Origin of the sequence: Larkinella terrae (genome assembly GCF_009668025.1) — a bacterium.
GTDB lineage: Bacteria > Bacteroidota > Bacteroidia > Cytophagales > Spirosomataceae > Larkinella > Larkinella terrae.
The window spans coordinates 491,482-513,368 of sequence record NZ_WJXZ01000014.1 but is presented as its reverse complement, the minus strand read 5'-3'; the positions used below and the strand labels follow the sequence as shown (position 1 = coordinate 513,368).

Annotated in this window: 16 protein-coding genes; 11 read left to right on the top strand and 5 right to left on the bottom strand. The window is 52.6% G+C overall.

Annotated elements, in window-relative coordinates:
* Window positions 1-2 precede the first annotated feature (2 nt).
* From GJJ30_RS23990 to GJJ30_RS23950, 9 genes are all read left to right on the top strand, one after another.
* Entirely contained in the window at window positions 3-1,208 is a 1,206-nt protein-coding gene (locus GJJ30_RS23990) for a class I mannose-6-phosphate isomerase (RefSeq protein ID WP_154177727.1), read from the top strand.
* 117 nt (window positions 1,209-1,325) lie between these two features.
* Entirely contained in the window at window positions 1,326-2,357 is a 1,032-nt protein-coding gene (locus GJJ30_RS23985) for a sugar phosphate isomerase/epimerase family protein (RefSeq protein ID WP_154177726.1), read from the top strand.
* A gap of 154 nt (window positions 2,358-2,511) precedes the next feature.
* The gene (locus tag GJJ30_RS23980) at window positions 2,512-3,675 is read left to right on the top strand and encodes a Gfo/Idh/MocA family protein (RefSeq protein WP_154177725.1); all 1,164 of its coding nucleotides are present in this window, start codon (window positions 2,512-2,514) and stop codon (window positions 3,673-3,675) included.
* 198 nt (window positions 3,676-3,873) lie between these two features.
* On the top strand, window positions 3,874-5,364 hold the full coding sequence (locus tag GJJ30_RS23975; RefSeq protein WP_154177724.1) for a sugar ABC transporter ATP-binding protein: 1,491 nt from the start codon (window positions 3,874-3,876) through the stop codon (window positions 5,362-5,364).
* A gap of 87 nt (window positions 5,365-5,451) precedes the next feature.
* Window positions 5,452-6,369, top strand: coding sequence for an ABC transporter permease (locus GJJ30_RS23970; protein WP_438821612.1), 918 nt, complete (start codon window positions 5,452-5,454; stop codon window positions 6,367-6,369).
* A gap of 24 nt (window positions 6,370-6,393) precedes the next feature.
* The gene (locus tag GJJ30_RS23965; protein WP_154177722.1) at window positions 6,394-7,347 is read left to right on the top strand and encodes a sugar ABC transporter substrate-binding protein; all 954 of its coding nucleotides are present in this window, start codon (window positions 6,394-6,396) and stop codon (window positions 7,345-7,347) included.
* A 143-nt stretch (window positions 7,348-7,490) separates the two neighbouring features.
* Window positions 7,491-9,815: a PSD1 and planctomycete cytochrome C domain-containing protein gene (locus GJJ30_RS23960; RefSeq protein WP_154177721.1), complete on the top strand. Its 2,325-nt coding sequence runs from the start codon at window positions 7,491-7,493 to the stop codon at window positions 9,813-9,815.
* 98 nt (window positions 9,816-9,913) lie between these two features.
* Complete coding sequence (locus GJJ30_RS23955) at window positions 9,914-11,368, top strand: DUF1501 domain-containing protein (protein WP_154177720.1); 1,455 nt, start codon at window positions 9,914-9,916, stop codon at window positions 11,366-11,368.
* A 21-nt stretch (window positions 11,369-11,389) separates the two neighbouring features.
* The gene (locus tag GJJ30_RS23950) at window positions 11,390-13,564 is read left to right on the top strand and encodes an FN3 associated domain-containing protein (RefSeq protein ID WP_154178710.1); all 2,175 of its coding nucleotides are present in this window, start codon (window positions 11,390-11,392) and stop codon (window positions 13,562-13,564) included.
* A 1-nt stretch (window position 13,565) separates the two neighbouring features.
* Here GJJ30_RS23950 and GJJ30_RS23945 read toward each other — a convergent pair whose 3' ends face one another.
* The 3 genes from GJJ30_RS23945 to GJJ30_RS23935 form a co-directional block, all read right to left on the bottom strand.
* Window positions 13,566-14,924, bottom strand: a complete 1,359-nt coding sequence (locus GJJ30_RS23945) for a sensor histidine kinase (RefSeq protein ID WP_154177719.1) — start codon at window positions 14,922-14,924, stop codon at window positions 13,566-13,568.
* 177 nt (window positions 14,925-15,101) lie between these two features.
* Window positions 15,102-16,334: an MFS transporter gene (locus tag GJJ30_RS23940; RefSeq protein WP_154177718.1), complete on the bottom strand. Its 1,233-nt coding sequence runs from the start codon at window positions 16,332-16,334 to the stop codon at window positions 15,102-15,104.
* Entirely contained in the window at window positions 16,328-16,699 is a 372-nt protein-coding gene (locus GJJ30_RS23935; RefSeq protein ID WP_154177717.1) for a DMT family protein, read from the bottom strand. Before GJJ30_RS23935 ends, GJJ30_RS23940 begins: the two co-directional genes overlap by 7 nt.
* A gap of 389 nt (window positions 16,700-17,088) precedes the next feature.
* Between GJJ30_RS23935 and GJJ30_RS23930 the strand changes: the two genes are divergently transcribed.
* Both GJJ30_RS23930 and GJJ30_RS23925 read left to right on the top strand, forming a co-directional pair.
* On the top strand, window positions 17,089-17,610 hold the full coding sequence (locus GJJ30_RS23930) for a gluconate 2-dehydrogenase subunit 3 family protein (RefSeq protein WP_154177716.1): 522 nt from the start codon (window positions 17,089-17,091) through the stop codon (window positions 17,608-17,610).
* A gap of 12 nt (window positions 17,611-17,622) precedes the next feature.
* Entirely contained in the window at window positions 17,623-19,341 is a 1,719-nt protein-coding gene (locus GJJ30_RS23925) for a GMC oxidoreductase (protein WP_154177715.1), read from the top strand.
* Between the two features lie 84 nt (window positions 19,342-19,425).
* Here the strand turns inward: GJJ30_RS23925 and GJJ30_RS23920 are convergent, their stop codons facing one another.
* A complete protein-coding gene (locus GJJ30_RS23920; RefSeq protein ID WP_154177714.1) occupies window positions 19,426-20,670 on the bottom strand; it encodes an alkaline phosphatase family protein in 1,245 nt (414 codons plus the stop codon).
* Window positions 20,671-20,677: 7 nt separating this feature from the next.
* Entirely contained in the window at window positions 20,678-21,715 is a 1,038-nt protein-coding gene (gene rhaT, locus GJJ30_RS23915) for an L-rhamnose/proton symporter RhaT (RefSeq protein ID WP_154177713.1), read from the bottom strand.
* Between the last annotated feature and the right edge of the window lie 172 nt (window positions 21,716-21,887).

The window sequence follows — 21,887 nt, the reverse complement described above, 5'->3', positions numbered from 1 at the left end:
AAATGAGTTTAGCAGAGAAAGCCCTTGAACAGGGAAAAGGAATTTTGCGTTTGGCTCCGACCTGGGTACCGCGGTCATTCTGTGTTCCCGGACGGAGAATTAAGTTGCATCCGGATGATTATTACGTACTGGGCGGTGAGCGCGGTGGCATCGACGAACGCTGGTTGTCGTCGACGACGCCCGCTAAAAACGGCCCGCTGACCGGCGAAAACGAAGGTTTGAGCCAAGTCGTTTATTCGGATGGTACGACCGAAGAAAAAATTCTGTTGAAAGACGCCATCGACGAGCTGAAAGGTGAGCTGATTGGCGACCGCTTGTGGAATGAATACGGGGCCTGGCCGATGTATTCCAAGTTTTTTGATAACATGGGGCCACTCCCCCACCACCTCCACCACAACGACGAGCAGGCTGCCCTGATCGGGCAGTTGGGCAAACCGGAGGCCTATTATTTTCCCCCGCAACTGAACAATCACGGCGGTGATTTCCCCTATACGTTCATCGGCATTGCGCCGGGAACGAGCAAAGAACAGATCAAGGAGTGTTTGCAGAATTTCACCAAAGGCGATAACAAGATCACCAATTACTCGATGGCGTACCGCCTGGAGCCCGGCACGGGCTGGGATGTTCCCCCCGGGCTGCTCCACGCACCGGGCAGTTTGTGTACGTACGAGCCGCAAAAAGCGTCAGACGTTTTTGCGATGTACCAATCACTTGTCAATGAAGCGATTATTCCGGAAGAACTGCTCTGGAACGGCACGCCGAAAGATCGAATTGGCGACTATGATCAACTGATGGAAGCCATTGACTGGGACCTGAACGTCGATCCGCAGATGATGGCCAACCGCTACATGGTGCCAAAACCGGTGAAAGATTCGGCCGAAATGGCCGCCGAAGGCTACAGCGAAGTCTGGGTCTGCTACAAATCCGACGCGTTCAGCGCCAAGGAATTGACGGTTTTCCCGGGCCAAACCGTTACGATCAAAGACAGTGCCGCTTACGGGATTATCGTGATGCAGGGACACGGCAAAATGGGAGTTTGGGACATCGAAACCCCGTCCCTGATCCGCTACGGTCAACTGACCAACGACGAATTTTTCATCAGCGAAAAAGCCGCCGTTGAAGGGGTTACCATCGTCAACCCGTCGACGACCGACCCGATTGTCATGCTGAAACACTTCGGCCCGGCTAACCCGGATTTAGTATTATAGTTTACAGTTTTCGGTATACGGTTTTTGGTTGGCTGACGCGTTATTCTTCATGCGCCAGCTACCGAAAACCGTATACCGAAAACCAAGTTCCGAAAAACTCTAAACCAACATTTCATCATGAGCACAAATAGTTTCCCCAAGCTCCACAACGCCACCTGGCCGGGTGTGGTGGGAAAAGGTCCAGATTCTGAACCGCTGATTCCGATCGATACCATGCTGGAACTGACGGCGGCTGCGGAAGTCGACGGTGTAAAGTTCGACGGCGTCGATGTCGGCCTTTTCGATCCCAGCATCGACATCAATGACCCGAAAGAAGGGGCTAAAAAATTAGCGGATAAAGTGGCCGCGCACGGTCTGGTCATCGGTTCGCTGGTGGCTCCGATCTGGGGCGGACCGGTTTTGGGCAGCAAGGAAGACCGGGCGGTTTTTGTCGACATGGTGCGCAAAGCCTGCCAATACGGTCAATACCTGAAAGAAATCGGCATCCGGCCCTACGGCGTCATCCGCATCGACTCGGCCAGCTCACCCGAAACCTGGTCGAAAGACCCGGCGGGCAGCACCAAACTGATTGCCGAAACCTTCCGCGAAGCCTGCGATGTAGCCGCTGAATACGGCGAAAAACTGGCGGCTGAAGGCGAAATCTGCTGGGGTGGTATGCACAGCTGGAAAACGATGATCGATACGCTGGCGGCTGTCGATCGCCCGAACATGGGTTTCCAGGCCGATATGTCCCACACCCTGCTGTACATGCTGGGTTACAACAGTCCCGAAGACCGCATTCTGCCCGCCGATTTCGACTGGAGCGACCGCGCTGCCCTGGAAGAAGGTCTGAAAAAAATGACGGCGGCCCTGCGCCCCTGGACCATCGACTTCCACGTGGCTCAGAACGACGGAACCGTTCACGGAACCGGATCGCACGACAAAACCGGTCGGCACTGTCTGGCGACGGATCCGAACGGCAAACTCGACATTGCCAAAGATGCGGGCTACTGGCTGCGTGACGAAAATGGCGAACTCACCAAAGCCTTCAAACACATTTGTTGGGATGGTTGTATGTTCCCGAACGAGGTTATGTATAAACAACAGACCTGGAACGATATCCTGGCGGCCCTCATCAAAGTCCGCGACCAGCACGGATGGTCAGAGTAGTTTATGGTTTATAGTTTACGGTTTTGGGTTTTGGTTTACAGTGGTTAACGCGCCAATAGATCGCATGCGTCAGCTACCGTAAACCGAAAACCATAAACCGTAAACCAAATACCGTAATCCGTAAACTATAAACCTTAAACCATAAACTGAAAAAATGGCAGCTAAAAAAGAAATCCGAATTGGATTGATCGGGACCGGTTTTATGGGCCGGACGCACTCCAATGGTTATAATCGCGTACCTAATTTTTTCCCTGAACTGGAATACACACCGGTTTTGAAGGCGGTTTGTTCGCGCAACGCCGAGAAAGTGCAGGCTTTTGCCGACCAGTGGGGTTACGAATCCATCGAAACCGACTGGAAAGCCCTCGTGGCCCGGGACGACATCGACGCCGTTGATATCTGTACCCCCAACGACACGCACGCCGAAATCGCCATTGCGGCTGCGGCTGCCGGAAAAATGATTCTTTGCGAAAAACCGCTCTCCCGCAACCTGGCCGAAGGCGAGAAAATGGTGGAAGCGGTCAACAACGCCGGAGTTGCCAACACGGTTTGGTACAACTACCGCCGTCTCCCGGCGGTTTCGCTGGCAAAGCAAATCGTTGCTTCCGGCAAACTGGGCCGGATTTTTCACTACCGCGCCAACTTCCTGCAGGATTGGACCATCAACGCCGATGTTCCGCAGGGCGGTACCGGTACCTGGCGGATGGACCTTGAAGCGGCTGGTTCGGGCGTAACGGGTGACCTGCTGGCGCACTGTATCGACACCGCCATGTGGATCAACGGCGGCATTACGGATGTGTCGGCAGTGACGGAAACCTTCGTGAAAGAGCGGATGCACGCCCTGACCGGAAAAGTGCAGCCCGTCGGTATCGACGACGCTTGTATTTTCCACTGCCATTTTGAAAACGGGTCGCTGGGATTGTTTGAATCAACCCGCTACGCCCGCGGCCACAAAGCCCTCTATACGCTGGAAATCAACGGCGAACACGCGTCGATTCGCTGGGATCTGCACGACCTGAACCGTCTGGAATACTTCGACCACAAGGATGAATCCATCGTTCGCGGCTGGCGCTCCATTCACGTCACGGATGGCGACCAACCCTACATGGACAAATGGTGGGTGCCGGGTCTGGGCATCGGTTACGAACACGGTTTTGTGCATCAGGTGGCCGATTTCCTGAAAAGCCTCGAAACCGGTGAGCCCTGCTCGCCCACGTTCAAGGATGCGCTGGAAACCCAGAAAGTATGCGAAGCCGTCATCGAATCGGCCAAATCGAGAAGCTGGAAAGACACCGGCGTTGAATGGACGGAGAAATAGTTTTAGGTAATTACCAGCCCACGGTTTGACCGTGGGTTCAGGGCCAGAATCGTATTTCATTTTATCAAAACCGTTTTAACGGTTTCCGGGGTTCGGAAACCGTTAAAACGGTTTTGATTTAGCCAATATTTATTCTTTGTCCCCACGGTTCAAACCGTGGGCTGATAATTCTCCAAATCCATTGTGTTTTCCCCAATAATGAATCCGGATTACATTCTGACCGTTCACGGATTAACTAAATCGTTTTCGGGCGTAAAAGCACTTGATCAGGTCCGTTTAAACCTGCGGAAAGGCGAAGTCCACGCGCTCATGGGTGAAAACGGCGCCGGGAAATCCACGTTCATGAAGATTCTGATCGGTCTTCATTCACCCGACGCGGGAGAAATTTTCTTTGAAGGAAGTGAATTAAAAGCCAGCCACGTCAGCGAAATGCTGAAGAAAGGCATTTCCATGATTCACCAGGAAATCCTGATCGTTCCGGAGCTGACGGTGGCGCAGAACATTTTTCTGGGTCGGGAAACCCAGGGCGGTTTATTCGGCTGGATCGATGAAAAAAAGCTGAATCAGCAGGCTGCGGTTTTACTGGAACAAATGGGCGTCAACATTTCGCCGACGGCCAAAATGAAGTACCTGAGCGTAGCCGAAATGCAGATGGTGGAAATTGCCAAAGCCCTTTCCAACGACGCCCGGGTCATTATCATGGATGAGCCGACCTCCGCGCTGTCCGACAAAGAAGTCGCAACGCTATTCAGTATCATCCGGGATCTGAAAAAAAAAGGCGTCGCGATCATTTACATTTCCCACAAAATGGACGAAATATTTGAAATCTCCGACACCATTACGGTTTTGCGGGATGGCAAATACATCGACACCAGACCGGCCGCCGATCTGACGATCAATACGCTGATTCAGTTGATGGTTGGCCGGGAAATTGACAGCCTGTTCCCGGATTCGACCAGCCACAAAGGCGCTGAGGTTCTGTCAGTTAAGAATTTAAGTCGGGCGGGGAAATTCTCCGGTATCAATTTTGAAGTGTACGCCGGTGAAGTGCTGGGCATTGCCGGTCTGATGGGGGCGGGCCGTACAGAAATCGCCCGGGCCATTTTTGGACTTGACGCCGTTGACAGCGGTGAAATTTACCTGAAAGGAAAACAACTTATTATCAAGACTCCACAGGATGCGATTCGTCAGGGAATTGGTTATGTTAGCGAGGATCGGAAGGGTCTGGGGTTTATTCCCGGCATGTCGGTGAAGCACAACATCACCCTGTCGAGCCTGCCGAACCATGCCCGCGGGCTGTTCATTCAGGACAAAAGCGAGGCAGCCACGGCGGCCAAAATGATTGCGGACCTGCGCATCAAAACCGCCGGTGCGGATCAGAAAGTGATGTTTCTGAGCGGGGGAAACCAGCAGAAAGTGGTGATCGGGAAAGTGCTGCTGGCGTCGCCGGATCTCGTGATTCTCGATGAACCTACGCGGGGAATTGATATAGGAGCCAAATTTGAAATTTATAAATTAATAAACCGGCTGGTTTCCGACGGCATTGCCGTCATCATGATTTCGTCCGAATTGCCCGAAATTCTGGGCATGAGCGACCGGATCCTGGTGCTGTCGCAGGGAAAACAAACCGCCTTACTAACCAGAGCAGAAGCCACGCAGGAAACAATTATGCGTTATGCGGTGCATTGATTATTTCGTTGACTAACCCCGATGGAAAACCATTTAAAAACCGACCGTAACCCGACCGAAAAACCGTATAAAACCCGCATCAAAGGCATGGGCAGGTACGGTATTTTTATCGCATTCATCCTGGTTTGCGTCGTTCTTTCGGTCGTCACGCCCAAGTTTCTGACGGTTTCAAATTTACTGATCGTCGTCACGCAGGTGTCGATCAATGCGCTGCTGGCTTTCGGGGTTACATTTGTCATTCTTACGGGCGGCATCGACCTTTCCATCGGATCTACGGTTGCCGTTACGAGCGTAGTAGCCGCCATGTTCGCCCACCCGGATTCCTATCCCGTTATTGTCCCGATTCTCACAGGTTTAGCCGCCGGTTTATTACTCGGTGCATTTAACGGTTTAGTCATTACAAAAAGCAAGGTTCCGCCGTTTATTGTTACGCTGGGAACGATGACCATTGGCCGCGGTCTGGCTTTAATTCTGAGCAAAGGGCGTCCCATTTCCAATTTATCCGATTCATTTAATTTCATTGGTGGAGGGCAATTAGCGGGCATTCCAACGCCCATTATTATCCTGATTGTGTTTTTTATTATTTGCTCGGTCGTCCTTAAAAAAACCGTATTGGGCCGGTATATGTACGCGGTGGGCGGCAATGAACCTGCCGCCAAAGCCTCCGGCATTCAGCTGAATAAGGTCAAAATGGTGGTTTACACGCTTTGCGGAGGGTTGGCCGCGCTGGCCGGAATTCTGCTAACGTCCAGAATTACAACCGGTCAGCCCAACGCCGGAGTTGGTTTTGAGCTGGACGCAATTGCCGCTGCCATTATCGGCGGCACCAGCACGACGGGCGGCACCGGAACCATGACCGGAACGCTCATCGGTGCGCTGCTCATCGGCGTCATCAGTAATGGTCTGGATTTAATGAACGTCACTTCGTATTACCAACAGGTAGTGATGGGAATTATCATCATCGGGGCCGTTGTTTTGGACAGTTTAAATCAAAATAAGAGTTGATTCTATATTCCTTTAATCTCAAAAATGAAACGTATTTATTTCAGTTACTTCAGTGCAATTTTCTTTTTGTCCCTTTTCGTAAGCGGTTGTAACCAGTCCACTTCGAGCGAAAAAAGTGGCGAAAGCGGAGGCAAAAAACTGACAGTTGGCGTCACGATGCTCAGCATGCAGAACGAATTTATTGTCAATGTCAGCGATGAAATTGAGAAGAAAGCCAACGAACTGGGCGTCGAATTAATCACCGTCGATGCCGAGCGTTCGGCCTTGAAGCAAATCGAACAGGTGGAGAGCTTTATTGCGCAGAAAGTCGATGTGATTATCATGAATCCCTGCGAGGTAGAAGCCAGTTCACCGGCCGTTACGAAAGCTTTGGCGGCAAAAATCCCGATTGTTAATGTAAACTCCGAAACCACCGCCAAACCCACGGCATTTATTGGTTCCGATGATGTGGAATCGGGCCGGATTGCGATGAAATTCATCGCCGAAAAACTGGGTGGAAAAGGCAACGTGGTGATGATGCACGGTTACATGGGACAAGCCGCCCAGATCAAGCGCGAACAGGGCGCGCGGGAAGTACTGAAGCAATATCCGAACCTGAAACTGCTCGCGCACCAGACCGGCGAATGGGACCGCGCCAAAGGCATGGCGCTGATGGAAAACTGGATTCAGTCGTACGGCGCCGACATCAATGCGGTTTTTGCCCAGAACGACGAAATGGGCATGGGCGCCGTTAAGGCGTTGACCGACGCGGGCCTGAAATCCAAAGTGATTGTGGTCAGTATCGACGCCATTCCGGATGCTTTGCAGGCCGTTCAGAAGGGCACGCTCGACGCAACGGTTTTCCAGAATGCTGAGCAGCAGGGTGCTAAATCCATCGAAACCGCCGTCAAAATTGCCAAAGGAGAAGCCTTCGATAAAGAAACCTTAATTCCATTTCAGTTGGTTACGAAGGATAATTTGGCTAAATTTATGAAATAATATCACTATCATGATGAATCATATCGGGTTCCGATTCGTTATTTGATGAAATTGTCACACCTTTTCGGCGCACAGTAACGCTCCACATCCTCTTTTAGAATTTCCTAAATTTCTACGATCTGTTGAATCAAGATTCTTTTCGTATGCTTAAGTGGTCCTTTTATTTGATCTGTGTTTTTGTGGGCATTACCGGCACCTTTCAAGCCTGTAACACCGGTTCAAGCAATCGGGGTGAGGAAGAAAAATTGCCGGATGTGGTCAGCTACAACTTCGACATTCGGCCCATTTTGTCGGATAAATGCCTGGCCTGCCACGGCCCGGATGCCAATAAACGGGAAGCCGGATTGCGGCTTGACATTGCGGAAAATGCGTTTAAAGCCTTGCAGGAAAACCCCACGGCCCACGCGCTGGTGGCCGGAAAACCGGAATTGTCAGAAGCTTATCTGCGGATTAGTACGCAGGACACTTCGCTGTTAATGCCTCCGCCCTCGTCCAATCTAAAGCTGACGGCTCATCAAATTAAATTGATTGAGAAGTGGATTAAACAGGGCGCTAAATACGAAAAACACTGGGCTTTTGTTGCGCCTAAAAAACCGGCACTTCCGGAAGTTGACCAGAAAGAATGGCCCAAAAATGAGATCGATTATTTCGTTCTGCATAAACAGGAACAGAAAGGGTTATCGCCCAACGAAGAAGCGGATAAAGAGCGGTTATTGAAGCGGTTAAGCCTGGATTTGACCGGTTTGCCGCCTTCGTTGCAGCTGATGGATCAGTTTATGGCCGACAATAGTGCGAATGCGTACGAAAAAGCCGTCGATCAGTTATTGAAAAATCCCGCGTACGGCGAGAAGATGGCGCTGCACTGGCTGGACCTTGCCCGCTACGCCGATTCGCATGGCTATCAGGATGATGGCTACCGGACGCAGTGGCCCTGGCGCGATTGGGTAATCCACGCGTTCAACAAAAACATGCACTACAATGATTTCGTAACCTGGCAATTAGCCGGTGATTTACTGCCGAATTCAACCAAGGAGCAATTGCTGGCGACCGGTTTTAACCGAAATCATAAAATCACGGAAGAAGGCGGTGTTATTCCCGAAGAATACCGGATTAGTTACGTCACCGACCGCACAGATTTATTTGGAAAAGGGCTTCTGGGCGTTACGATGGAATGCGCGCATTGCCACGATCATAAATACGATCCATTTTCGCAAAAAGAGTATTATCAGCTCTTTGCTTTTTTCAATAACGTGAAAGAAGTCGGGATTGAATCGGTGATTGGCGGACCGGAAACCTACGCTAAAAAACCGCTCATGGAAATCAGCGATGCGGAGGTGAAAAACATTTTAACGTTTGTCAATAAACCGGACACGAACCGCCTGATCGTATCGGTGATGGGTGACCTCGAGCCGGATACGTCCCGTAAAACCTACATTCTGAAGCGGGGTGTGTACGATGCGCCGGGCGATGAAGTGCAAGCCGGAACGCCCAGTTCCATTCTGCCTTTCAACGCCAATTACCCCAAAAACCGGTTGGGGCTGGCGCAGTGGCTTTTCGACAAGAAGAATCCGCTGACGGCCCGGGTTTACGTCAACCTGTTGTGGCAGGAATTTTTCGGGAAAGGCATCGTGAAAACCTCCGGTGATTTCGGGATGCAGGGCGATTTGCCCACTAACCCGGAACTGCTGGATTGGCTGGCCGTCGATTTCATGAGCCACAACTGGGACATCAAACGGCTGGTGAAACAGATGGTTACGTCGGCGACGTATCGCCAGTCGGCCGTCATTACACCGGAGAAACTGAAGGTCGATCCGGATAATGTTTACCTGGCACGAGGCCCCCGCTACCGCATCCCGGCCGAATTTGTGAAAGACCTGGTGCTGTCGAGCAGCGGTTTGCTGAACCGGACCATCGGCGGACCCAGCGTCAAACCGTACCAGCCGCCGGGGTTGTGGGAAGGCGCGACCTCGGGCCGGGGTCTGCTCTCCACCTACGTGCAGGATCACGGTGCCAAGCTCTACCGACGCGGGATGTACACGCTCATCAAACGCACGGTTCCTCCGCCGTCGATGGCCATTTTCGACGCCAGCAACCGGGATTTGTGCGAGGTTAAACGTCTGAAAACCAATACGCCTTTGCAGGCGCTGGTGATGATGAACGACCCGACGGTTCTGGAAGCGTCGCGCGTTCTGGCGGCCAATCTGCTGCAGGAAAAAACCGAGGCTAAGGATAAGATTACTAAAGCATTCCGGTTGATTGTGGGCCGAAAGCCGCGCGAAAAGGAAGTCGAGATGCTGACGGCGTATTACGAAAAAGAGCTGAAGGAAATTAAAAAACCGGTGGCCGAAAAGGCGTTGGCGGTGGGCGAATATCCGATTCCGGCGCAGATTGATCGTATGAAACTGGCCGCCATGATGCGGGTCGTTTCGACGATTTATAACCTGGAAGAAACGATCACGAAGACATAGAAGTACCACGGACTGGCAGTCCGTGGGTTCAATCTTCGAAATTAACGCAAAGAAAAGTAAGGCAAAAAACACGGACTACCAGTCCGTGGATACATAAAATGGAAAAGGAAATCTTAGAACACGGCTTTAATTTTAACCGGCGTCGCTTTTTGTCCCGGCTGAGTTTAGGACTGGGTAGTGCGGCTTTAGGATCGCTGATGATCCCGGATCTGTTTGGTGGCAACAGCGCCGATGATGATAGCTTACCGCCCGGTATTCCGCACTTTGCGCCCAAGGCCAAACGCGTGATCTATCTGTTCCAGAATGGCGCTCCTTCGCAGCAGGAGTTGTTCGATTATAAACCCAAATTGCGGGCCATGATGGGGCAGGAAATTCCGCCCTCCGTGCGCGGTACGCAGCGGCTAACCGGGATGACCGCCAACCAGGCGTCGTTTCCGCTGGTGGGGTCGTTCGTCAATTTCCAGCAGTACGGCCAGTCGCGGGCGTGGGTCAGCGATCTGTTTCCCTACACCGCCAAAATTGTGGATGACCTCTGCATCGTGAAATCGATGTACACCGAAGCCATCAACCACGATCCGGCCCTGACGTTTCTGCAAACCGGCTCGCAGCAGGGAAACCGCCCGAGCATGGGTTCGTGGCTGAGTTACGGGCTCGGAAATGAAAACAAAAACCTGCCCAATTTCACGGTTTTGCTGTCGCGCGGGATTGGGAACGGGCAGGGCGTGTATTCCAAATTGTGGTCGAACGGTTTTCTGGATTCCATTCACCAGGGCGTGCAGTTCAGCAAGGGCGAAGACCCGGTTTTGTACCTCCGCGATCCGGAAGGCATGGACCGCCACGCCCGTCGGGATATGCTCGACAACCTGGCGCAACTGAACGACATGGCGTATCAGGAATTTGGTGACCCGGAAATTACGGCCAAAGTGAAGCAATACGAGATGGCGTACCGGATGCAAACCGCCGTTCCGGAGGTGATGGACCTGTCGAAAGAATCGGACGACATCATTAAACTCTACGGCCCGGAATGCCTGGTGCCGGGAACCTTTGCCGCGAACTGCCTGCTGGCGAGGAAATTATCAGAAAATGGCGTTCGTTTTGTGCAACTCTACCACCAGGGCTGGGATCAGCACGGGAATTTGCCGTTCGAGATTGCCAAACAGGCGAAAGATGTCGACCAGGCGTCTGCGGCTTTGGTGACCGACCTGAAACAACGCGGTTTGCTGGACGAAACGCTCGTCATTTGGGGCGGTGAATTTGGCCGGACCAGCTACACGCAGGGCAAACTGACCGCCGACAATTACGGGCGTGATCACCACCCCCGCTGCTTCACGATCTGGATGGCCGGTGGCGGCATCAAACCGGGCATCGTGTACGGCGAAACCGACGAGCTGGGCTACAACATCGCGCAAAATCCGGTGCACGTCCACGATTTTCAGGCGACGATTTTGCACCAGATGGGCCTGAACCACGAAAAACTGATTTTCAAACACCTCGGACGCCGGTATCGACTGACGGACGTGTCCGGGAAAGTAGTGAATGACCTGATTGCCTAAACCCACTGGATTGATTTTGTGATGACTAAAAAGGTCGAGAGTCTGGCCGAGCAGGCGTTGTTTGCTTTCGCCATTTTTATTCTATTTCTGCTGGTTTTTGAGAGTAAAATTGTGGTGCCGACCTGGGTGCAACCCCTCGGACGAATGCACCCGCTCATCCTCCATTTCCCGATTGTCATTCTGTTGCTGGCGATGGCGATGGAGCTTTTCCGGTTCAATCCTTCGTATGCCGCCAATGCCTTTTACCGCGGTTTTCTCGCCAACCTGCTGCTGGTGGGGACGTTATCGGCTGCTATAACGGTCGTGATGGGCCTGTTTTTGTCGAAGGAAGATGGGTATTCCGGCGACGTTTTGCAGTGGCACAAATGGACCGGTATCGGGCTTTTCTACCTTTCCTGCCTGATTTACTGGAGCCGGAACCAACAATGGTACAAAGCGCCGGTGGCCCGGTCCGGGGCGGTTTTGGCGGTTTTATTCCTGATTGTTGCGGGCCATTATGGGGCGGTGATCACGCACGGCGACAACTTCATTACCGGGCCAATTATCAAACAGGGGAAAGTCGAACCGGTTGCGATCGATCAGGCACTGGTGTTTAATGACGTCATCAAACCGATTTTTGAACAGAAGTGCGTCAGTTGCCACAATCCCGAAAAACTGAAGGGGCAACTGAATCTGGCGGATGTGGAAGCCATTTTGAAAGGCGGCAAATCCGGCAAGTTATTCCGCGCTGACAGTGCAAATCCCGGTTTGATGTTCGAGCGTATTCACCTGCCGCTGGAAGACAAAAAACATATGCCGCCGACGGGCAAAACACAGCTGACGACGGATGAAATTACGATCCTGACGCTCTGGGCGAAAAGCCGTCCCGACTTCAACAAAAAGGTTCTCGACCTCCCTCCTTCCGATTCCTTACGGCGCATCGCGGCTTCCCTGTTTAAACCCGCCGACCACGTTGAAGAGGAATTTGATTTCGCAGCGGCCGATGAAGAAACCGTTCAGAAGCTTAACAACGATTACCGCACGATTGCCCCGCTGGCCAAAGATTCTCCGGCGCTGGCGGTGAATCTTTACAACCAAAGCACGTATTCCGTTGACAAATTGCAGGAATTGAGCGAGATCAAAAAGCAGGTTGTATCGCTGAACCTCAACAAATTACCGGTCAAAGATGCGGATCTGAAAACGATCGGCCAGTTTGAAAACCTGCAAAAACTGGATTTGAATTTTACGGATATTACCGGCAAAGACCTGAAAGAACTGGCGGCTTTGAAGCAATTGAAAAGCCTGACCTTATCGGGTACAAAAGTGACTTACGCCGATTTGCAGAAGCAGCTCAATGATTTTAAGAGTCTGAGAACCATGTCCTTGTGGGAAACCAGGTTAACCGGTGCTGAAATTCAGCAGTTGCAAAAAGCGCACAAGAACATCACGTTTATTGCCGGTTTTAAAGACGACGGCAAAAATCCGCTCACGCTGAATCCGCCGGAAGTTAAAAACCCTTCCGTGGTCTTTGCGCAATCGATGCCGCTGCTGCTGCGCCACCCGATCAAAGGCGTACAGATTCGGTACACCACCGACGGCACGGAACCCGACAGCGTTCATTCACCGGTTTTCGATAATAAAACCGTCCTGACCGATATGACCACCATTAAGGCCAAAGCCTACAAAGATGGCTGGTATGGAAGCAGTCTGGCAACCTTTAATTTTTACAAATGTGCCTACACGCCCGACAGTGTCAACCTGTTACTGCCACTGAACCGCGTTCACCAGGCCGAAGGAGCCAAATCACTTTTTGACCACAAACTCGGCACCTTCAACGCCAACAGCCCGGCCTGGGCCAACAACTGGACGGGGGTTCGCAACAACGACATGGTGCTGATGGCCGAATTCAAAAAACCGGTGAACGTGTCGTCCGTGGCCCTGCGCATCATGGTGGAAGAAGCCACCGGCATTTTCCCGCCGGGCTCGGTCGAAATCTGGGGGGGCGACAGCCGCGACCAGTTAAAACTGCTCGCGACGACAAAACCGCCGATGCCCGTCAAAGGGGAAGAACACTCCCTGAAAAACGTGACCTGCACCTTCAAACCGCAAACCGTAGCCTACCTGAAAATCGTGGCCAAACCGTGTACGCTTCCCGAATGGCACGGTGGCAAAGGCAAACCGGGTTTGGTGCTGGTGGATGAGATGTTTATCAATTGATTCACCCTACCTCCGCCAGATCCGTTGAAGCGGCAATCAGCGGCAGAGTAATTGCAAACTGGCCTTTTTCTTCGGAGACGACCGGGGCGGGTTGGCGGAGTTTCTGGTAGCGCGCCGTAATGGTTGAAAGGCCCACACCGTTGGAAAAAATGCGGGTGGTTTTGCGTTGCAGGTTGTTGCGCACGGTGAGTTGCCCGGTGCCGTCGCTCAGAATTTCAATCGACAGCGGTCGGCGAGTGGAGATGACATTGTGTTTGACGGCATTTTCGACCAGCAACTGGAGAGTCAAAGGGGGCAGCAATTGCGTCAGATCGTCGGCATTTACCTGAATAGTAACGGCCAGGCCGTCGCCGTGGCGGGTTTTCAGCAGGTGGAAATACGACTGGATAAAGTCGAGTTCGTTTGCCAGCGTCGTCAGGGGTTGTTCGTTGGCCCGCAGTAAATACCGGTAAACGACGCTCAGTTGATCGACAAACCGGCTCGCCCGCTGCGGATCGTCGTCGATCAGCGACGACAGCGAATTGAGGCTGTTAAACAGAAAATGCGGATTGACCTGCGCCTGCATCGCCCGAAGCTGCACATCGGTTTTCTCCTTTTCCAGTCGTTCCTGCACCAGTTCGGCTTCCAGCCGCTCCTGCACCAGTTTGGCTTCCAGTTGCGTTTGCTCCACCGCCTGCGCCACGGCAATCTGGCGTTGGCGCAGAACGAGCGCCAGCGAAAAACACATCAGTTCGATGATCAATCCACCACCCAGAATCTGTTTCGCCAGGTTGATGCCCGATTCGGTGGTTGGAGTCGGGTAGAAAGGTCCGATGTAATTGCCCAGCGAGTTGGTTTCGTGCAACAACAGAAGAAAACTCCCCGCCATAAAAAACCAGCCGACCGCATTCCGACGCCGGGCGGCCACCCAGATGCCCAGCAGGCAGTTTCCCACCAGCAGCATCCAGTACAAAGTCGAAATAACGAAACTGACCGAAGTAGTTTGCCAGGCTTTGTTGGTGTACAGTAAGAAGGCAACATCCGTCAGCGGGTAAATCAGGGCAATCAACTGGCTCCAGCGAAACCATCGTCGCAAGCCGGGATGGCGGTTTTCGACATTAAACAGCCGGTAAACCAGTTCCAGGTACGCAAGTTGCGCCAGGCTATGCACCGCCGAATGGATTGTCATGTAGTCAGCCGTTGTCAGGGTCTCGTTGGAGAGAAACAACCGCTGGAGCAGTGAATAGGCAAACCAGATGAACGTCTGCAAGGTAAACAGCCCGTAAATCCAGTCGCGGGAAAAACTCCACTGGAACGCATTCAACAGGAAAATGGCTCCAACCGAACCAACATAGAGAAACAAAACTGCGTCACCAGCCATACAAAAACAATAGGGACCTTACCCGGCCACGACGAAGGTACACATTTCTGTTTAAAGGCCGGACGCATTAATGCGCCTGCAGGTTACTGCCGGAAGCCTGTGGCAACGCATCGTTTGAGTCGGTCGCTGGGGAAAATTACGAAAACCGGGTTTTACCTGTCGCTTTGCCTGAAAACACTACCTGGCTTCCGGGCTGGTTTCCGGCACAAAAAACCAAAGTACACCCAGCGCAACGATGGCAATAGCGGCCAAGGTTAGAAAAGCCGTGTTGTAGCTGGTCCGCTGGAGAACAGCGCCTGCAAACGCATTGCTGAGCGAAGCACCCAATCCCACCGCCGTTGCAATGGCCCCCTGGGTGGTGTTAAAAAGACCGCTTCCGGCCGTGAGGTCCGCGACAATCAGAATGGCCAGAACGCCGAAAATACCGGCACCAACCCCGTCCAGGATCTGAATAGCAATCAGCAAAACCGGGTCGTTGGTCAGGGTATAGAGGAAACCCCGGATAGGTAAAACCGCAAAGGCTATGAGCAGCAACCGTTTGCGTCCTTTGGGAGCGAGCCGACCGGTCAGGTGGCTGATGGGAATCATCACGAGTTGTGCCACAATAATGCAGGCCGACATATAGGCCGACGACGCTCCGGCGTTAATGCCTTTGGCCAGCCGCTGCCCCAGCAGAGGTAACATCGCAGCATTGGCAAAATGAAAAAGGACGCAGGCCAGCGCAAAAAAAAGAATGGAGCGGTTTTTCAGGATCGCCCAAATACCGGCGTTTTTTTCCCCCGGCTTCGCCTGTTTATCAGTCGGGCCGCATCCCCGAGCCCGTTCATGATCGATATCGGCTTCCCGAATCCGCCAGATGGAAATACTACTCAGGAGCGACATGACGGCCAGCAGAACGAAAATACCTTCCGTTTTCAGGTAATACCCGATTAAACCCGCCAGCAAGGCCGCGAAAACGTTGCCGGCATGGTTGAAGGTTTCATTGCGGCCTACTCGTCCATCAAACCCCCGGGGCCCCACCAGACCAAGGGTGAGAGCCGCCACCGCCGGTGCAAACCAGGCTGCCGCCACCCCCATGATGACCTGGCCGCCCATAATGACCCCGTAGCGGGGCCACAGGATGGTGAGCAAAGCGGCCAGTGCAATCAGCAGCGAAGCCAGAATCGAAAACAGGCGTTTCCGGCGGGTGCGGTCCACCAGCGCACCGGCGGGTGTTTGGGCAATAACCGTAGCAATCCCCATGACCGACATAGCGATGCCAATGTTCTGTGCATTCCAGTGCAGGGTCGAGAGCAGGTAAATCGCCAGGTAAGGCCCCATACCATCGCGGATATCCGCCAGTAGAAAATTGGCGGCATCCAGCGCCCTCAGACTGGTATTACCGGTCTGGTGCGTATCGACTTTTACCATTTTTTGAAGATGAAAAAAACCGCAATAACCATGAATGCAAACCCGACGATGTGATTCCAGGCCAGCTTATCGGTTTTGAAAAAATAAACGGTGATCAGGGTAAAAACTGTCAGCGAAACGGCTTCCTGGATGGTTTTAAGCTCAAAAAGCGAAAAAGGGCCGCCCATTTCCTCGGAACCGATGCGGTTGGCGGGTACCTGAAAAACATACTCGAAAAAAGCCAGCCCCCAGCTTAATAGAATAATACCAAAAAGGGAAAGTTTGGCAAAGAGTGGGTATTGTTTGAGTTGCAGATGGCCATACCAGGCCAGTGTCATAAAAACGTTCGAAACGGTCAACAAACCGATGCAGTACAGGGATTTCATTACTGTGAGTTACTAAGGTTGGTAAGAATTGAAAACAGGCCCGGTTAGCCGATTCAACGATAAATCGGAAAAGCCTGACCCTGATGCTCAACATCGAAGACTGAATAATGTTTCTTTCAGGAGAAAGAACGGACAATGACTTGCCTGCGCTTCCCTTTCGTTAACCAGGCTAAATTCAAATCAAAGTTAACCGCGCTACCTGAAGGCCAGCTGAAGATCCGATTAATTTATCTTAAGCTCAGCCGGTTGGCCCCGATCTTCATTCGAGTGTAAAGCGGGCAGAAAAATACCGGACGAATACGAAAAGGCTCTTTTTTCACGAAGAAAGAGCCGTCGGCGCGGATTAACGAAAAGTGTTCCGTAATTTAGTGCTAACTAACCTTCAAAAAATGAAACGCCGTAACGCACTAAAGAGCCTTTTGGTGACCGCCGGAAGCCTGGCCGCGCTCCCCTCCTGGGCCGCTGGCTGGACGCCCGAAACCGTTGGCAACGCATCGTATGGATCGGTGGCGGAGCAAGAAATGCTGGCCGAACTCGTCGAAACCTTCATTCCCGAAACCACTACGCCCGGTGCCAAATCCCTGAAAGTACACCAGTTTATTCTGCGCATGGTCAACGATTGCTACGACCAGTCGGCGCAGGATTTGCTGAAATCGGGACTGGCCAAAACCGACGAACTCGCCCAGCAAGCCTACACCAAACCGTTCCTGGCCTGCGATACCCTCCAGCGCACCGACCTGCTGCGCCAGATGGGAGCATCCGCCGAACCGGCCACGCAGCAATTTGCCAATCTGGTCAAAGACCTGACCATCCGGGGTTACACCAACTCGGAATATTACCTCGTCAACGTTCAGAAATACGTGATGGCACCCGGTTTTTACCACGGCTGCGTCAACGTTGTTACCAACTGATTTCTCCTACTCATGTCATACTTCAATATTGATTCGGTTAAAGACCGCACTTTCGACGCCATTGTCATCGGCTCGGGTATTAGTGGCGGCTGGGCAGCTAAAGAACTTTGCGACAAGGGCTTACGCACGCTCGTGCTGGAACGCGGCCGCGACGTCAAACACGTTACCGATTACCCTACCACCCTGATGAATCCCTGGGAATTCGATCACCTGGGACAGATTCCGAAGGCCCTGAAAGACGCCAATCCGATTGCCAGCCGGTGTTACGCGTTCAACGAAGACGCAGCCCATTTTTTTGTCAAAGATGCCGAACATCCGTACATTCAGGATAAACCGTTCGACTGGATTCGGGGCTATCAGGTTGGCGGAAAATCATTGATGTGGGCGCGGGGTACGCAGCGCTGGTCACAGTACGATTTTGACGGCCCGGCCCGCGACGGTTTTGCCGTCGAATGGCCCATTGGTTACGGCGATATTGCGCCCTGGTACAGCCACGTCGAGAAGTTCATCGGCGTGGCGGGAAACAAGGACGGTTTGGCCCAATTGCCAGACGGTGAATTTCTCCCTCCCCACGAGCAATCGTGCGTTGAGAAGCACTTTTCCGACCAGATGGCGACGCACTACAAAGGCGCCCGACCGATCATCATTGGTCGATGCGCGCACCTCACGCAGCCCAAGGAAATTCACCTCAAACAGGGACGCGGGCAGTGCCAGAACCGGAACCTGTGCCAGCGCGGTTGTCCGTTCGGCGGTTATTTCAGCAGCAATTCATCGACGCTTCCTTGGGCGGCTAAAACCGGCAAAATGACGCTGCGACCCGATTCGGTTGTGCACTCGATTCTCTTTGACGAGAAGAAAAACAAAGCCTCGGGCGTCCGGGTGATCGATGCGCACACGAAACAGGCGACCGAGTATTACGCCAAAATCATTTTCGTCAATGCCGCCTGTCTGAACTCCAACCTGATTCTGCTCAATTCCAAATCAAACCGGTTTCCGAACGGATTGGGCAATGACAACGGCTTGCTGGGCAAATACATGGCTTTTCATAATTTCCGGACAACGATCTCGGCCGAGTACGAAGGATTGCTCGATAAAACCACCGAGGGAATTCGTCCGAACGGCAGCTACATTCCGCGGTTCCGCAACGTTTTCAAGCAGGAAACGGATTTTCTGCGCGGATATGCCGCCGGTTTCAGCGGCAGTCGGGTCAACGGGGCCGATACGGCAGGAATTGGCGAAGAATTAAAGGCGAGTCTTTTCAACCGGAAGTACGGCAACTGGCGCGTCGGTTCACACATGATGGGCGAAACCATTCCCAAGCTGGAAAGTACGGTTTCGCTGGACTCGACCCAGACCGACGACTGGGGCATTCCGCTGCTGCGGGTGTCGGTGGGTTACGACGACAACGACGAAAAAATGATTCAGGATTTTCATACCCAGATGACCGAAATGCTGACGCTGGCCGGTTTTACGAACATCCAGACGCACGACAAACCCGACAAAGCGCCGGGGCTGGACATCCACGAAATGGGGGGCGTTCGGATGGGCAAAGACCCGAAAACGTCGCTGCTGAACAAGTGGAACCAGTTTCACAACTGCAAAAACGTCTTCGTCACCGACGGCGCCTGCATGACGTCCACGTCCACCCAAAACCCGTCGCTGACCTTCATGGCCATCACGGCGCGGGCGGCCAATCATGCGGTTAATGAACTGAAAAAGAAGAATTTGTAAGTTTTACCCCTAAATCCCCTAAAGGGGAATTTACGCAGCTAACTGTTTCGCGTCCAAGTCCCCTTTAGGGGATTTAGGGGTACTTTATTTCTCCACAATCCAGCGGTTCAGGCTGTTATAGCGGGCCTGCAACACGATTTTGTAAAAACCGGTCGGTAATTTTGACACGTCGATGACGGCTTTTTCGGCTTTCACGGGCAATTCGTCCATGAGCCAATAGTGGTCACGCTGGCCAGTTTCGAAGTGATTGGTGGTCGAGAGCCAGACTTTGACGGTTCCTTCGGCGTCAGCGGCTTTCCAGCTTAGCGCAATTCTATTGGCTTCTTTCTTCGCCGTCGGATGGGTAATCGACAGTTTTCCGGTGAGCGGAATACCGTCGATTTCAAAAGCCTGTTCTTTCGGAATCGTGACGTTCAGGTGTCGGGCGAGCGTCGGCATGATATCGACAATGCCCGGTGTGGCCTGTTTGAAATACGGATTCAGGTTTTTCGCATTCGTCACCATCCACGTATTCCGCTCGCGGTCCGACTGTCCGCCGTGATCCTTGCCGGTGTCGGCACTGCGGCCGTGGTCGGTAGTAATGAACACTTGCCAGTCTTCGCCAAATGTTTTCTGCCGGTACTGAACGGCTTTCCATAACCGCCCCATCTGGCCATCCATCATCCGGATGGCGCGGTAAAACTGCTCGCTGTCACCGTATTTATGGCCCATGTCGTCGGTATATTCCAGATACACCCACGAAAGATCCGGGCTTTCCTGCTGAATGTACGCAGCGGCTTCGTCGACGACTTTTTCGTCAATTTTGTGGATGTGCTCCCTCTCCCTGTCGTGCGGAAAATGGAGCGTATCGAGTTCAAAACCGTCGAACGAGTAGTCGAGTCGCAGCTGGCCGGTAGCCGGAAGCCCCTCCCCCACCAGCTTGGTCCGGTTATCCAGCCAGGTCGAAAAAATGGCGGTTTTCTTTTGCGGATACTGCGTTTCGAGAAACCGGAAAAGGGTCCAGTAGTGGTAATTCGGGTCTTTAATATCGTTGTCCCAGACGTTGTGTTTGTTCACCCAGGTGCCCGTCAGCAAACTGTTATAGCCCACCGCCGAAACGGTTGGTGTTTGCGAATAAGTCCCTTTCTGACCACCCACATGCGCCCGGACGTAACCGCCTTCTTTCGCGATGGCATCCAGATTCGGTTTCGCCAGCTTCTCGATCACATCCGCCGGAATGCCGTCGACAATCACAAACAACGCCTTGCGTTTATCCGATTGGGCAGAACCTGGATGAGTCCCGAAAAAACCGGCAGCAATGAGCAGAAAGCACCAGATACAGCTGTTCATACGGTTTTTATTCCGCCAGGTAATTCCCAATACCAACCACGACGGTTGAAAAAACGACGGTGGCAATGCCGATCGTAATCGTCCGCATGGTTTGTCGGTTGGCACCCCGCCATTCGTGCAGGTAGAGGCCCCAGAAGCTGCTGAAGGCGATGATGAACGCCATGTGGAGCGTCCAGCCCGAAAACCGGTATTCGCCCATTTTGCTGTCGCCCATGCCGTAGAAGAAGAATTGCAGGTACCAGGTCACCCCGGCAATTGCGCAGAAAATGATATTTTTGATGGCGGGCGCGGTGACGTTGCCGTAATCGGTGTACGTTTTATTCCTGATATTCAAATAGATACACCAGATGGCGTTGGTGGTTAAACCGCCGAGCAGAATGAACACCAGCGGGGCGTTGTTCATGTAAAGCGGATCGGCGCCGTTCTTGACGGCCAGTTCGGAAATGGGTTGTCCGGCCGTTAATCCGAACGAAAAACAGGCGCTCATGATGCCGGAAAAAACCGCTACCAGAATACCTTTTTTGAGGTCAAATTCGGCAATGGTTGCCTTTTTCTGGTCCTCCGTCATCGACTTTTCCTTCATCATTCCGGCAATTCCGCTGATGGAAATGCCCAAGACACAAACCGCCAGGCCCAGAATGATGATCTGACCCGAAAGCGTGCTCATCAGCGTCCCGAATTGCCCCAGCCAGATGGGCGGCACCACGGTTCCGAAAACCGCACAGAGTCCCAACACCACGGCCATGCCGAGCGATAAACCCAGATACCGCATGGTCAGTCCGAACGTCAAACCGCCGAATCCCCAGAGAACACCCCAGAAATAAGCCCACCATTTGGTTTCAGTTGGCGCGGCCGCCAGCACCTCGAACAGATTCGGGACGGTAAGCAGGCCGAAAAAGAGCGGAGCCACCACCCAGGAGAATAAACCGCCCACGAGCCAGTAACTTTCCCAGGCCCAGCCCTCTACTTTTTTATAGGGTAAATAGAAACTGCCGGAAGCGAATCCTCCGAGCGCATGCAAGACAACTCCCCAAATGACAGCCATGTATAGTGATTTTTCAACAAATCTGTGTAGTTTCCCGAGAATGACCTTCCTGCCCTCTCCTGAATGACCAAAGCGAAAATACGGCCCGGTCTAACGAAAAAATACTCAACTATTTTTATAAAGCATGACAGCACGGTATAGTTAGTTCACTATAAGGTACTACTTTTGCAGC

Bases quoted from the DNA above. Each gene is read 5' to 3' on its own strand.
- GJJ30_RS23990 (WP_154177727.1), top strand. From the start codon at position 3: ATGAGTTTAGCAGAGAAAGCCCTTGAACAGGGAAAAGGAATTTTGCGT.
- GJJ30_RS23985 (WP_154177726.1), top strand. From the start codon at position 1,326: ATGAGCACAAATAGTTTCCCCAAGCTCCACAACGCCACCTGGCCGGGT.
- GJJ30_RS23980 (WP_154177725.1), top strand. From the start codon at position 2,512: ATGGCAGCTAAAAAAGAAATCCGAATTGGATTGATCGGGACCGGTTTT.
- GJJ30_RS23975 (WP_154177724.1), top strand. From the start codon at position 3,874: ATGAATCCGGATTACATTCTGACCGTTCACGGATTAACTAAATCGTTT.
- GJJ30_RS23970 (WP_438821612.1), top strand. From the start codon at position 5,452: ATGGGCAGGTACGGTATTTTTATCGCATTCATCCTGGTTTGCGTCGTT.
- GJJ30_RS23965 (WP_154177722.1), top strand. From the start codon at position 6,394: ATGAAACGTATTTATTTCAGTTACTTCAGTGCAATTTTCTTTTTGTCC.
- GJJ30_RS23960 (WP_154177721.1), top strand. From the start codon at position 7,491: ATGCTTAAGTGGTCCTTTTATTTGATCTGTGTTTTTGTGGGCATTACC.
- GJJ30_RS23955 (WP_154177720.1), top strand. From the start codon at position 9,914: ATGGAAAAGGAAATCTTAGAACACGGCTTTAATTTTAACCGGCGTCGC.
- GJJ30_RS23950 (WP_154178710.1), top strand. From the start codon at position 11,390: ATGACTAAAAAGGTCGAGAGTCTGGCCGAGCAGGCGTTGTTTGCTTTC.
- GJJ30_RS23945 (WP_154177719.1), bottom strand. From the start codon at position 14,924: ATGGCTGGTGACGCAGTTTTGTTTCTCTATGTTGGTTCGGTTGGAGCC.
- GJJ30_RS23940 (WP_154177718.1), bottom strand. From the start codon at position 16,334: ATGGTAAAAGTCGATACGCACCAGACCGGTAATACCAGTCTGAGGGCG.
- GJJ30_RS23935 (WP_154177717.1), bottom strand. From the start codon at position 16,699: ATGAAATCCCTGTACTGCATCGGTTTGTTGACCGTTTCGAACGTTTTT.
- GJJ30_RS23930 (WP_154177716.1), top strand. From the start codon at position 17,089: ATGAAACGCCGTAACGCACTAAAGAGCCTTTTGGTGACCGCCGGAAGC.
- GJJ30_RS23925 (WP_154177715.1), top strand. From the start codon at position 17,623: ATGTCATACTTCAATATTGATTCGGTTAAAGACCGCACTTTCGACGCC.
- GJJ30_RS23920 (WP_154177714.1), bottom strand. From the start codon at position 20,670: ATGAACAGCTGTATCTGGTGCTTTCTGCTCATTGCTGCCGGTTTTTTC.
- rhaT (WP_154177713.1), bottom strand. From the start codon at position 21,715: ATGGCTGTCATTTGGGGAGTTGTCTTGCATGCGCTCGGAGGATTCGCT.